The sequence below is a fragment of the Enterobacter sp. BNK-29 genome, assembly GCF_048684785.1.
Taxonomy (GTDB): domain Bacteria; phylum Pseudomonadota; class Gammaproteobacteria; order Enterobacterales; family Enterobacteriaceae; genus Enterobacter; species Enterobacter cloacae_M.
In genome coordinates this window covers 568,711-581,612 of sequence record NZ_JBLQTU010000001.1, presented here as the reverse complement: position 1 = coordinate 581,612, position 12,902 = coordinate 568,711, and the positions used below count along the sequence as shown (strand labels likewise).

Below are 12,902 nucleotides of genomic sequence, written 5' to 3'. Positions count from 1 at the left end.
ACCGTTTTGCGTTTATTCCGGCAGCGTCCAGTCCCCATCGTTAAGCGAGCGCTGCATAATCACCGTATCCCGCCAGTCACCTTTCTTATAGCCTACGCTGCGCAGCTGACCGACAATCACGAAACCATGTTTTTTATGCAGCCGCAGCGAGCCGGAATTATTGTTGCCATCTCCCACAACGGCAATCATCTGCCGCCACGGGCCTTGCTCGCAGCGGGCGATCAGCGCATCCATTAATGCCGAACCAAAACCGCGCCCGGTGATGCTGGCATCCACGTAAATCGACTCTTCCAGGGTATAGCGGTAGGCGTGTCGCGGGCGGTAAGGCGTGGCGTAGCAGTAGCCCACCACGATGCCGCGATACAGCGCGATAAGCCACGGCAAACCGCTCTCAGCCACGCTTTTCATACGCTGACGCATTTCGTCGATAGTAGGGGGGACTTCTTCAAATGACGCGCGCCCGTGCAGCACATGCCAGGCATAGATGGCGGCGATGGCATGCACATCATCGGGAAGGGCATCGCGCACTTCCAGTTCGGTCTCGGATAAAACATCAATAGCCGACATGATGTGCCTGCTCCTCGTTATAGAATGCCGGAGAAACGTTCCTCCGGCGTCAGAGCGTCACTCTATTACGATTAAGGCACGCTAAACAATCTCTCAAATTTGGCTGTAGGAATTAATCAGACGCTTGCGTTACGCGCTGCTCCGTATCTGCCTCTTCTTTCCAGTATTTCTTCCGCGTTGTTTTACCAATGCCGGGATTCATGCTGTTTGTAGGGTCATTCTCGCGATAAAACTGCTTAAGTGCGTCAGGGGCTTTATAAAGATGCCCGACGTTATGTTCCGCAGGATATTGTGCGCCGCGTTCGCGCAGCAGGGCGAGCATCTGCTCCTTCAGTTCGTGCGCATCGACCCCTTTTTTGACGATGTAATCCTGATGGAAGACATAACACATAAAGTGGCCGTAATAGAGCTTATGCACCAGCTTGCTGTCGATTTCCGGCGGAAGGTGCTCAAACCACTCGGTGTCGTTACGTCGCAGGGCGATATCCAGCGCCAGAATATCTTCCACCTCTTCAGAATGCACTGCCTGGTAACGGATGGCGGCGCCTGCGGCGGCAAAACGGTGCAGGAACGCTTTGCTGCCCTCTTCAGGCGTACAGGCGAAGAAATCCCCTTCGGCGGTTTTGAAGAATTCGGTCAGCCAGGACTGCGCTTCGGCAATTCCGTCCCCGGCCATTTTCAGCAGCAGGTGATGCTCGTACTTATCGCGCCAGGTTTTCATTCGCTCCGGCAGATGCGCCGGGAAAACGTTGCCCAGCTTCTGCATAAAGCGGTCGGTGAAGTGGGGTTTGAACAGCGACACTTTCTCCAGCATCGCGTCGGTGCGGCCCTTCATGGTGAAGAAGAACGGCATTTTGTCGGTGCCGAGCTTGTCGATCATCAGGAACGTATCTTTTCCGTAACGCTCGGCGATGTCGTAAATGTCCCGGTGCATGTACTCGCCCGCCACCGGCAGATGGGTGAATTCGCCCAGTATATGACGACGAATTTCGGTCAGAACCTCAGGCTGATTGGTACCGATGTAGAACACCTGCTGCTTTTTCTCCGCCGGGAAGGTATCCAGACGTACGGCAAACACGGCCAGCTTCCCGGCGCAGCCGGAGGATTCAAACAGGCGGTCCGGGTCGGCGTTGTAGCGCGCCGGCGTATCGGCGTCGATATCCCGCACGCGGGTCACGTAGTCGTGATCGTGCGCGTGGCGGCCATCGTGCTGCACGTCTTCGTCCTTCACGCGATCGTCGTCAAGCTTGCTGAGGATCTGCTCTGGCGTCGCGCCGAGATCGATTCCCAGGTGGTTCACCAGCGTCAGCTTGCCGTTTTCGTCAATACGGGCAAACAGCGACATCTCGGTGTAGGCCGGGCCGCGCTGCACCAGCGAACCGCCGGAGTTGTTGCAAATCCCGCCAACCACCGAGGCGCCAATGCAGGACGAGCCAATCACCGAGTGCGGCTCACGGCCCAGCGGCTTAAGCGCTTTTTCCAGGGAGTAGAGCGTTGTGCCGGGGAACGCGAGCACCTGCTCGCCTTTATCCAGCAGGTGCAGCTTGTCGAGGCGCAGGGTGCTGATAATCACGATGTCGCGATCGTAATCGTTGCCGTTCGGCGTGGAGCCTTCGGTCAGGCCGGTATTGGCGGCCTGCATTAAAATAATCTTGTCGGCGGCGACGCAGGCGCTCAGCACGCGCCACAGCTCCAGCAGCGTGCCGGGGAAGACCACCGCCAGCGCCTCGCCCTGACCGGAGCGGAAACCTTTGCGGTAGCGGGCGGTTTTGGCCGGGTCGGTAAGCAGGTGAGAGGAGCCAACCAGGCGCGACAGTTCGTTAATAAAAGCCGTGTTATCGTTTGTTCGAACAGAAGACATCTTCCACTCCTTGTGGTGGGGCAAATTTCTCGCTGTAAAGCATAGCGCGATTAACTGTTAAGCGGTCGAGTATTCACGAGAAAAATCAGAGAATAACCCTGCAACGTTTCGAGGGTTTGTGGCACACTGCGCTTTTCGCACGGTATGGCCGAGATCGTCCGGCGGTTATTGATGAGAGAGTAAAACGACATGAAATGGCTATGTTCTGTAGGTGTCGCCGTCAGCCTGGCGCTGCAACCTGCGCTGGCAGAGGATTTGTTTGGTAATCACCCGCTCACGCCTGAAGCACGGGACGCGTTTGTCACGGAATTGCTCAAAAAAATGACGGTCGATGAGAAAATCGGCCAGCTGCGTCTTATCAGCGTCGGCCCGGATAACCCGAAAGAGGCCATCCGCGAGATGATCAAAGACGGGCAGGTTGGGGCCATCTTTAATACCGTCACCCGCCAGGATATCCGCAAGATGCAGGATCAGGTGATGGATCTCAGCCGCCTGAAAATTCCTCTGTTCTTTGCCTATGACGTGGTGCACGGCCAGCGTACCGTTTTCCCGATTAGCCTCGGTTTAGCCTCTTCCTTTAACCTCGACGCGGTGAAAACCGTCGGGCGCGTGTCGGCTTATGAAGCGGCGGACGACGGCCTGAACATGACCTGGGCGCCAATGGTGGACGTCTCGCGCGATCCGCGCTGGGGCCGCGGCTCGGAAGGCTTTGGTGAAGATACGTATTTAACCTCCACGATGGGTAAAACCATGGTGGAAGCGATGCAGGGCAAAAGCCCGGCGGATCGCTACTCGGTGATGACCAGCGTCAAACACTTCGCGGCCTATGGCGCGGTTGAAGGCGGCAAAGAGTACAACACCGTCGACATGAGCCCGCAGCGCCTGTTCAACGACTACATGCCGCCATACAAGGCAGGGCTGGATGCGGGCAGCGGCGCGGTGATGGTGGCGCTGAACTCGCTGAACGGCACGCCCGCGACCTCTGACTCCTGGCTGCTGAAAGACGTGTTGCGCGACCAGTGGGGCTTTAAAGGCATCACCGTTTCCGACCACGGCGCGATTAAAGAGCTGATTAAACACGGTACCGCCTCCGATCCGGAAGACGCCGTGCGCGTGGCGCTCAAGTCCGGCATCAACATGAGCATGAGCGACGAGTATTACAGCAAATACCTGCCGGGCCTGGTTAAGAGCGGCAAGGTAACGATGGCGGAGCTGGACGATGCCGCGCGCCACGTGCTGAACGTGAAATATGACATGGGGCTGTTTAACGATCCGTACAGCCATCTGGGGCCGAAGGATTCTGACCCGGCAGATACCAACGCCGAAAGCCGTCTGCACCGCAAAGAAGCGCGTGACGTGGCGCGCGAAAGCCTGGTGCTGCTGAAAAACCGCCTCGACACGCTGCCGCTGAAAAAATCCGGCACCATTGCCGTGGTGGGCCCGCTGGCCGACAGCAAGCGCGACGTGATGGGCAGCTGGTCTGCGGCAGGCGTGGCCGATCAGTCCGTGACCGTGCTGACCGGGATTAAGAGTGCCGTAGGTGATAACGCGAAAGTGGTGTACGCCAAAGGGGCGAACGTCACCAACGACAAAGACATCGTCACCTTCCTCAACCAGTACGAGGAAGCGGTGAAGGTCGATCCGCGCACGCCGAAGGAGATGATCGACGAGGCGGTGAATACCGCGAAACAGTCTGACGTCGTTGTCGCGGTCGTGGGCGAAGCGCAGGGTATGGCGCACGAGGCCTCCAGCCGTACCGACATCACCATCCCGCAGAGCCAGCGCGATCTGATCGCCGCCCTGAAAGCTACCGGCAAGCCGCTGGTGCTGGTGCTGATGAACGGTCGTCCGCTGGCGCTGGTGAAAGAGGACCAGCAGGCTGACGCCATTCTGGAAACCTGGTTCGCCGGTACCGAAGGCGGTAACGCCATCGCCGACGTGCTGTTTGGTGATTACAACCCTTCGGGCAAGCTGCCGATGTCCTTCCCGCGCTCCGTCGGGCAGATCCCTGTCTACTACAGCCACCTGAACACCGGTCGCCCGTACAACGCCGACAAGCCGAACAAGTACACGTCCCGTTACTTCGACGAAGCAAACGGCCCGCTGTATCCGTTTGGTTACGGTCTGAGCTACACCACCTTCAAGGTTTCTGACGTGAAAATGTCGGCACCGACCCTGAAGCGTGACGGCAAAGTTATCGCCAGCGTTGAGGTGACCAACACCGGCAAGCGCGAAGGGGCAACGGTGATTCAGATGTACGTGCAGGATGTCACCGCCTCGATGAGCCGTCCGGTGAAGCAGCTGCGCGGCTTCGAGAAGGTCAATCTGAAGCCTGGCGAAACCCAAACCATCAGCTTCCCGATTGACGTGGACGCGCTGAAGTTCTGGAACCAGCAGATGAAATATGATGCGGAGCCAGGCAAGTTTAACGTCTTTATCGGGGTGGATTCCGCCCGCGTGAATAAAGGCGAGTTCGAGCTGCTGTAACCTTCCTTCCTTTGCATCCCCCGACTCCCGGGGGATGCGTCTTACGTTATGCTAAAAAGGCATTTTGCCGGGTAAATCCGCTGTTTTAAGCTACTCTTTTCTCTCAAGCCTCTGAAAAAGGCGATAAAAAATGAGGATAGCGGAATGACGATTGCAAAGGGGATGTTGGGATCTGCTGTGCTGCTGGCGGCGCTAAGCCTGCCGTTACAGGCGGCGGAGCCGGTAAAAGTGGGCTCAAAGATCGATACCGAAGGCGCGCTGCTCGGCAATATTATTTTGCAGGTGCTGGAAAGCCACGGCGTTAAAACCGTCAATAAAGTTCAGCTGGGCACCACGCCCGTCGTGCGCGGGGCGATTACCTCCGGCGAGCTGGATATCTATCCGGAATACACCGGCAACGGGGCATTCTTCTTCAAAGATGAAAACGATCCGGCATGGAAAAACGCTAAAGCCGGGTATGAGAAAGTCAAAAAACTCGACGCGGAACAGAACAAGCTGGTCTGGCTGACGCCGGCCCCGGCCAACAACACCTGGACTATCGCCGTTCGCAAGGACGTGGCGGAGAAAGGTAAGCTGACGTCTCTGGCGGATCTCAGCCGCTATCTGAAAGAGAAGGGCGACTTTAAGCTGGCTGCGTCCGCGGAGTTTATCGAGCGTCCTGACGCGCTCCCTGCTTTCGAAAAAGCCTACGACTTCAAGCTCGACCAGGCGCAGCTGCTCTCGCTGGCGGGCGGGGATACGGCGGTAACCATTAAGGCGGCGGCACAGCAAACTTCCGGCGTTAACGCGGCAATGGCCTACGGCACCGACGGCCCGGTGGCGGCGCTCGGCCTGCAAACCCTGACCGATCCAAAAGGCGTACAGCCGATTTACGCTCCGACCCCGGTCGTACGTGAGTCGGTGCTGAAGGCCTATCCGGATATTGCAGAATGGCTCAAGCCCGTCTTCGAAAAACTGGATGAAAAAACGCTGCAACAGCTGAATGCCAGCATTGCCGTCGAGGGGCTGGATGCCAAAAAAGTGGCCGCCGACTTCCTGAAACAACAAGGGCTTGTGAAGTAACGGGAAAGGGCTGTGCCAATAAAATGTCATAACCGCGTACTGCTGTTGTTGGCCTGCGTGGCCATCGCGGCGGTCGCGCTGCCGTTTGTGAATGTCGCACCTAACCGCCTGATGTCAGGGGAAGGGCGCTATCTCTGGGAAGTGTGGGCGTTCACGCCGTGGTGGCTGGCCGCGGCGCTGGGCGCGTGGGTTGCGCTATCGCTCTGGCAAGGGCGCACGGCGCAGTGGCTGACGCTGCTCCTTGCTGAAGGGCTGTTTATCCTCCTCTTCTGGGGAGCCGGGCAGGCGGCGACGCATATGGCGTCGGCGGAAAGCCCGCTGGCGAGAACCACGGTGGGCAGCGGCCTCTGGCTGTGGCTGGCGCTGTGTTTGCTGGCCAGCAGCGACGCCATTCGTCGACTCATCTCCAGCGCCGTCTGGCGCTGGGTGCTCAACGCGCAGATATGGTGTATTCCCTTGTTCCTGCTGTTCAGCGGTGAGCTGAACAATCTCTCGCTGCTGAAAGAGTACGCCAACCGTCAGGAGGTGTTTGATGATGCCCTGGCGCAACACCTGACGATCCTTTTTGGCACGCTGATCCCGGCTCTGCTGATCGGGATACCGCTCGGCATGTGGTGCTATCGTCATCCTTCACGCCAGGGTGGGATCTTTGCCGTACTCAACGTGATCCAGACCATACCTTCCGTCGCGCTGTTTGGCCTGCTGATTGCCCCGCTGGCGGGGCTGGTGAAGTCATTTCCGGTGCTGGGAACGCTCGGCATAGCCGGAACGGGGTTAACGCCCGCGCTTATCGCGCTGGTGCTGTATGCGCTGCTGCCGCTGGTGCGCGGCGTGGTCGCGGGCCTGAGCCAGGTCGCGCCGGATGTGCTTGAAAGCGCCCATGCGATGGGGATGAGCGCGCGGCAGTGTTTCTGGAAAATTCAGCTCCCCCTGGCGCTGCCCCTGCTGCTGCGCAGCCTGCGGGTGGTGGCGGTACAAACCGTCGGCATGGCGGTGATAGCGGCGCTGATTGGTGCGGGCGGCTTTGGCGCGCTGGTGTTCCAGGGGCTGCTCAGCAGTGCCCTCGATCTGGTGTTACTGGGCGTGGTGCCCACGATTGCGCTGGCGGTTGTCGTCGACGCGCTGTTTGCCTTATGGCTCGCGCTGCTCAGGAGAAGAGCCAATGATTGAATTTCATGATGTCAGTAAAACCTTTGCCGGTCGCCCGGCGGCGAGCCATCTGAACCTGAACTTTGCCGAGGGGGCGTTTTCCGTGCTGATTGGCACCTCGGGCTCGGGAAAATCCACCACCCTGAAGATGATCAACCGCCTGGTTGAGCATGACAGCGGGGTGATCCGCTTTGCCGGAGAAGAGATCCGCAGCCTGCCGGTGCTGGAGCTGCGCCGCCGGATGGGCTATGCCATTCAGTCTATCGGCCTGTTTCCGCACTGGACGGTGGCGCAGAACATCGCCACCGTGCTGCAGCTGGAGAAATGGTCGCGGGCGAAAATCGCTGACCGGGTGGATGAACTCATGTCGCTCCTGGGGCTGGAGCCCGCGCTGCGCGATCGCTATCCGCACCAGCTTTCCGGAGGCCAGCAGCAGCGCGTGGGCGTGGCGCGCGCGCTGGCGGCTAACCCGCAGGTGCTGCTGATGGATGAACCCTTTGGCGCGCTGGACCCGGTCACACGGGGCGCGCTGCAGGCGGAAATGACCCGCATTCACCGCATTCTCGGACGCACGATCGTTCTCGTGACGCACGATATTGATGAAGCTCTGCGCCTGGCCGACCATCTGGTGCTGATGGATCATGGCGAAGTGGTGCAGCAGGGCTCGCCGCTTGAGCTATTAACATGGCCGAAGAACGACTTTGTGCGCGAGTTTTTTGGCCGCAGCGAGCTAGGCGTGAGGCTGCTCTCCCTGCGGACAGTCAGCGACTATATGCGTCGGGAGGAGGTGCCGGCCAGCGGCGAACCGCTGCAGGAGCAGATGAGCCTGCGGGATGCCCTCTCGGCGTTTGTCGCGCGCCAGTGCGAGATATTGCCCGTCTCGGACTCGCGCGGGATGCCGTGCGGAACCTTACATTTTCGCGATCTGCTGGCCGGGGAGGTGACGCGTGAAGGCACTGCGTGATCCGCTCCTCTGGCTGGTAGCGCTCTTTGTCGCCTTACTGTTTCTGATGCCCCACAGCGCGGCGCTGTTTAACACCCTTTTTCCGGGGCTGCCGCGGCCGGTTTATCAGCAGGAGAGCTTTATTAATCTCGCCCTGGCGCATCTCTGGCTGGTGGCGCTCTCAAGCGCCATCGCGGTTGTGTTGGGGGTTGGGGCAGGCATCGCGGTCACGCGGCCTGCGGGCAAGGAGTTTCGTCCGCTGGTGGAGACGATAGCGGCGATTGGCCAGACGTTTCCCCCGGTGGCGGTGCTGGCGATAGCGGTTCCGGTGATGGGCTTTGGTCAGCAGCCCGCCATTATTGCGCTGATTTTATACGGCGTATTGCCGGTGCTGCAGGGCACGCTGGCGGGCCTCGCGGCGGTACCGGCGTCGGTGCTGAGCGTGGCAGAAGGGATGGGGATGAGTCGCGGTCAGCGGCTGCGCAAGGTTGAACTGCCGCTTGCGGCGCCGGTTATCATTGCCGGGATCCGCACGTCGGTGATTATTAACATCGGGACGGCGACCATTGCGTCTACGGTCGGTGCCAATACGCTGGGAACGCCGATTATTATCGGCCTGAGCGGGTTTAATACGGCTTATATCGTGCAGGGGGCGGTGCTGGTCGCGCTGGCGGCAATCGTCGTCGATCGCCTTTTTGAGCGGCTGGCGCTGTACCTCAGCCGACACCGCCGCGAACAATAAACGAGTATCCTGCCAGCATCACGCCGCCAATACCGCTCACGGCCATCAGGACAAAAAGGGTAATAATGGCCAGTTTGGTTGCCTTCATCATGTGCTCCTGTTGTTAACGGAACAATTATACGGTGAAGCGCAGCTGTTAATGAACCATTAAATGCCGTTATGGCTCATCCGGGCCAAGGGAATATACCGGGTACCCATTTTCTCGCCATTCCGTCAGCAGCTGCTGCTGCGTGGCGGACGGCACTTCCCCACACCAGACCAGCAGGGTCTGACCGTCGAAAAACTCGGGCTTAAGCTGCGCCAGCGAGTGCGCCAGGACATCCACGCGCCAGCCCTTCTGGGTCGCAATCCACGCTTCCAGCCACAGGCGGGTGGTATCGTGCACGTTCCAGCCGACCACCAGCGCATCTTTTCCGGCTTTGTTCTTCGCTGAGGCAAGGCAGACGGCAATATAGTTGATCAGCACCCCGTCGAGTATGCTGAGCAGCGCCTGCAGGGTGGACTGCTGGCACTGAAGGCGTCGACGGAGCGGAATGAAAAGATGGCTGATCAGCGTCTGTGCCGGATAGTCGCGGCCCTGCTCTTTTATCCACGCGCGCAGGCGCTGAAGATTGCCCGCCTGGAGGAGTCTCAACAATGTTTCCTGTTGTTCGCGCCAGAGGTGTTGCGTGTCCGGGTCATCATGGCTCAGCAGGGACTTCACTTTGCCGACCTGCACTCCGTTGTCGATCCAGCTTTTAATTTCGCGGATGCGGTCGATATCGGCCTCATTGAAAAGGCGATGCCCACCGTCGGTCCTCTGCGGTTTAAGCAATCCATACCGTCGCTGCCACGCCCGTAGGGTAACGGGATTGATATCACAAAGGAGTGCCACTTCACCTATCGTGTAAAGCGCCATATTCGCCCCCTGGCTTACGCGTTCCCAGCTTAACTGTAGACCCACTTTGGCGAACCAGGAAGGATTGATTGATTTTTGAACAAACAATGCGAAGCATGCGCGATATTCAGAAAAAGGTGTGATAACGGACACGATTTTGCGCTTTTTTGGGATGCTTCAAAGAAAGTAAACCCGCATCAGTGTATGTTACGCGTTTTTAGCGTGTGCGGTTTTGAGTATGTACGAGTTTAATCTGGTGCTGCTGTTGCTTCAGCAGATGTGCGTGTTTCTGGTCATTGCCTGGCTGATGAGCAAAACGCGCCTGTTTATCCCGCTGATGCAGGTTACCGTACGTCTGCCGCATAAGCTGCTCTGCTACGTTACCTTCTCTATTTTCTGCATTATGGGGACCTATTTTGGTCTCCATATCGAAGACTCTATTGCCAACACGCGCGCTATCGGCGCGGTGATGGGCGGGCTGCTGGGCGGTCCCGTCGTCGGTGGTCTTGTCGGCTTAACCGGGGGGCTGCATCGCTATTCCATGGGCGGAATGACGGCGTTGAGCTGTATGATCTCAACGATTGTGGAAGGCTTGCTCGGCGGCCTGGTGCACAGCTACATGATCAAACGCGGCCGCCCGGATAAAGTCTTTAGCCCGCTTACCGCCGGTGCCATTACCTTTGTGGCCGAAGTGGCGCAGATGGCGATCATTCTGCTCATTGCCCGTCCGTTTGAGGATGCGCTGCACCTGGTCAGCAGCATTGCCGCCCCGATGATGGTCACCAACACCGTAGGCGCGGCGCTGTTTATGCGCATTTTGCTCGACAAGCGCGCCATGTTTGAGAAGTACACCTCGGCGTTTTCCGCCACGGCGCTAAAGGTCGCCGCCTCGACCGAAGGGATCCTGCGCCAGGGGTTTAACGAAGAAAACAGCATGAAGGTCGCGCAGGTGCTCTACAAGGAGCTGGATATCGGCGCGGTGGCCATAACCGACCGCGAGCGGCTGCTGGCCTTTACCGGCACCGGGGACGATCACCATCTGCCGGGTAAACCGATCTCCTCAGCCTATACGCTGCGCGCCATCGAAACCGGTGAGGTGGTGTATGCCGACGGTAACGAAGTGCCTTACCGCTGTTCGCTGCATCCGCAGTGCAAGCTGGGCTCCACGCTGGTGATTCCGCTGCGCGGGGAAAATCAGCGGGTGATGGGGACTATCAAGCTGTATGAGGCCAAAAACCGTCTGTTCAGCTCCATCAACCGCACGCTGGGGGAGGGGATAGCCCAGCTGCTGTCCGCGCAAATCCTCGCCGGGCAGTATGAGCGGCAGAAAGCCCTGCTGACGCAGTCCGAAATTAAGCTGCTGCATGCTCAGGTCAACCCGCATTTCCTGTTTAACGCCCTCAACACGCTCAAAGCGGTGATCCGCCGCGACAGCGATCAGGCCGCGCAGCTGGTGCAGTTTCTGTCGACCTTTTTCCGTAAGAACCTGAAACGGCCGTCTGAGATCGTGACCCTCGCCGATGAGATTGAGCACGTGAATGCCTATCTGCAGATCGAGCAGGCACGTTTCCAGTCGCGCCTGCAGGTGTCGCTCTCCGTTCCGGACGAGCTGGCGTATCAGCATCTCCCGGCCTTTACCCTGCAGCCTATTGTCGAAAACGCCATTAAACACGGCACGTCACAGCTTCTGGGAACGGGGGAGATCACCATTGCCGCCAGCCGTTTCAACCACCATCTGGTGCTGGATATTGAAGATAATGCCGGGCTTTACCAGCCTTCCGTCTCCGGCGGTTTGGGGATGAGCCTGGTGGATAAACGCCTGCGCGCCCATTTTGGCGACGACTGTGGCATTACCGTCGCCTGTGAGCCAGACCGATTTACCCGTATTACCGTACGACTGCCGCTGGAGGAAAACGCATGTTAAGAGTGCTGATCGTTGATGACGAGCCGCTGGCACGAGAAAACCTGCGCGTTCTGCTGCAGGAGCAGCCTGATATTGAGATTGTGGGGGAGTGCGCGAACGCCATTGAGGCCATCGGCGCGGTGCACAAGCTGCGCCCGGACGTGCTGTTCCTGGATATTCAGATGCCCCGCATCAGCGGGCTGGAGATGGTCGGCATGCTCGACCCGGCGCATCGCCCCTATATCGTGTTTCTGACGGCGTTCGACGAATATGCCGTTAAGGCCTTTGAGGAGCACGCGTTTGACTATTTACTCAAGCCGATTGAAGAGAAGCGTCTGGAAAAAACGCTCACCCGTTTACGCCAGGAGCGAACCGTACAGGACGTCACGCTGCTGCCGGAAAACCAGCAGCCGCTGAAGTTTATCCCCTGCACCGGGCACAGCCGAATCTACCTTCTGCAGATGGATGATGTGGCGTTCGTCAGCAGCCGCCTGAGCGGGGTGTTTGTCACCAGCGCGGAAGGGAATGAAGGATTTACCGAGCTGACCCTGCGCACGCTCGAGAGCCGCACGCCGCTGATCCGCTGCCACCGCCAGTATCTGGTGAACATGGCGCACCTGAAGGAGATCCGCCTGGAAGATAACGGCCAGGCCGAGCTGGTGCTGCGTGCCGGGCAAACGGTACCCGTCAGCCGTCGCTATCTCAAGAGTTTGAAAGAGGCGATTGGCCTGTAAAACTGGTACACTGCGCGCCATTGCATCATCGACATTCGAAGGCTCTATGCTAAGTAACGACATTCTTCGTAGCCTGCGCTACACCCTGAAAGCAAACAATAACGACATGGTGCGCATTCTTGCGCTGTCGGACATGGAATCCACATCTGCCGGTTTCGATACCTGGATGACCAAAGAAGATGAAGAGGGCTTCGTTCGCTGCCCGGACATTATTCTGTCGGGTTTCCTGAACGGCCTGATTTACGATAAGCGTGGCAAAGATCCGGCTGCGCCAGAGCTGGCGCTGGAGCGTCGCGTGAACAACAACACGGTACTGAAAAAGCTGCGCATCGCGTTCTCGCTGAAAACGGACGATATCGTGGCGATCATGACGGAGCAAAAATACCGCGTATCCGTGCCGGAAGTGACCGCCATGATGCGCGCGCCGGATCACAAAAACTACCGCGAGTGCGGCGACCAGTTCCTGCGTAATTTCCTGCGCGGGCTGACCCACCGGGTGCATCACCCGAAGGCGTGATTGCGGAATGGGTGCGGCCTGATGCCCTCACCCCGACCCTCTCCCACAGGGAGAGGGAGA

The 12,902-nt window shown here is 58.7% G+C and carries 12 protein-coding genes; 8 read left to right on the top strand and 4 right to left on the bottom strand.

Features of this window, described 5'->3' with window-relative positions:
• Positions 1 to 12: 12 nt before the first annotated feature.
• Together ACMGGX_RS02735 and dld are read right to left on the bottom strand one after the other, a co-directional pair.
• The gene (locus ACMGGX_RS02735; protein WP_047647278.1) at positions 13 to 567 is read right to left on the bottom strand and encodes a GNAT family N-acetyltransferase; all 555 of its coding nucleotides are present in this window, start codon (positions 565 to 567) and stop codon (positions 13 to 15) included.
• 112 nt (positions 568 to 679) lie between these two features.
• On the bottom strand, positions 680 to 2,428 hold the full coding sequence (gene dld, locus ACMGGX_RS02730; protein ID WP_420298012.1) for a D-lactate dehydrogenase: 1,749 nt from the start codon (positions 2,426 to 2,428) through the stop codon (positions 680 to 682).
• Between the two features lie 189 nt (positions 2,429 to 2,617).
• Here dld and bglX point away from each other — a divergent pair, with 189 nt between their 5' ends.
• From bglX to ACMGGX_RS02705, 5 genes are all read left to right on the top strand, one after another.
• The gene (gene bglX, locus ACMGGX_RS02725) at positions 2,618 to 4,915 is read left to right on the top strand and encodes a beta-glucosidase BglX (RefSeq protein WP_181593503.1); all 2,298 of its coding nucleotides are present in this window, start codon (positions 2,618 to 2,620) and stop codon (positions 4,913 to 4,915) included.
• 144 nt (positions 4,916 to 5,059) lie between these two features.
• Positions 5,060 to 5,977, top strand: coding sequence for an ABC transporter substrate-binding protein (gene osmF / locus ACMGGX_RS02720; protein ID WP_126796633.1), 918 nt, complete (start codon positions 5,060 to 5,062; stop codon positions 5,975 to 5,977).
• Between the two features lie 12 nt (positions 5,978 to 5,989).
• Positions 5,990 to 7,147, top strand: coding sequence for an ABC transporter permease (locus tag ACMGGX_RS02715; RefSeq protein ID WP_126786737.1), 1,158 nt, complete (start codon positions 5,990 to 5,992; stop codon positions 7,145 to 7,147).
• On the top strand, positions 7,140 to 8,090 hold the full coding sequence (locus ACMGGX_RS02710; RefSeq protein ID WP_420298011.1) for an ABC transporter ATP-binding protein: 951 nt from the start codon (positions 7,140 to 7,142) through the stop codon (positions 8,088 to 8,090). The genes ACMGGX_RS02715 and ACMGGX_RS02710 overlap by 8 nt, the downstream gene beginning before the upstream one ends.
• On the top strand, positions 8,074 to 8,811 hold the full coding sequence (locus tag ACMGGX_RS02705) for an ABC transporter permease (protein ID WP_047741587.1): 738 nt from the start codon (positions 8,074 to 8,076) through the stop codon (positions 8,809 to 8,811). The genes ACMGGX_RS02710 and ACMGGX_RS02705 overlap by 17 nt, the downstream gene beginning before the upstream one ends.
• Here the strand turns inward: ACMGGX_RS02705 and ACMGGX_RS02700 are convergent.
• Positions 8,786 to 8,899 (bottom strand): protein YohO, encoded by a 114-nt coding sequence (locus ACMGGX_RS02700; protein ID WP_008500895.1) that lies wholly within the window; start codon positions 8,897 to 8,899, stop codon positions 8,786 to 8,788. The genes ACMGGX_RS02705 and ACMGGX_RS02700 overlap by 26 nt on opposite strands.
• 69 nt (positions 8,900 to 8,968) lie before the next feature.
• On the bottom strand, positions 8,969 to 9,709 hold the full coding sequence (gene mlrA, locus ACMGGX_RS02695; protein WP_029740179.1) for an HTH-type transcriptional regulator MlrA: 741 nt from the start codon (positions 9,707 to 9,709) through the stop codon (positions 8,969 to 8,971).
• Between the two features lie 217 nt (positions 9,710 to 9,926).
• On the opposite strand from mlrA, the gene ACMGGX_RS02690 reads away from it, so the two are divergent.
• The 3 genes from ACMGGX_RS02690 to ACMGGX_RS02680 are packed head-to-tail and all read left to right on the top strand — an operon-like array spanning position 9,927 to position 12,842.
• Positions 9,927 to 11,612, top strand: coding sequence for a sensor histidine kinase (locus tag ACMGGX_RS02690; protein WP_202770711.1), 1,686 nt, complete (start codon positions 9,927 to 9,929; stop codon positions 11,610 to 11,612).
• Positions 11,606 to 12,325, top strand: a complete 720-nt coding sequence (gene btsR, locus ACMGGX_RS02685; RefSeq protein ID WP_023312443.1) for a two-component system response regulator BtsR — start codon at positions 11,606 to 11,608, stop codon at positions 12,323 to 12,325. Before ACMGGX_RS02690 ends, btsR begins: the two co-directional genes overlap by 7 nt.
• Before the next feature lie 46 nt (positions 12,326 to 12,371).
• Positions 12,372 to 12,842: a DUF1456 family protein gene (locus ACMGGX_RS02680; RefSeq protein WP_023312442.1), complete on the top strand. Its 471-nt coding sequence runs from the start codon at positions 12,372 to 12,374 to the stop codon at positions 12,840 to 12,842.
• Positions 12,843 to 12,902: the final 60 nt, after the last annotated feature.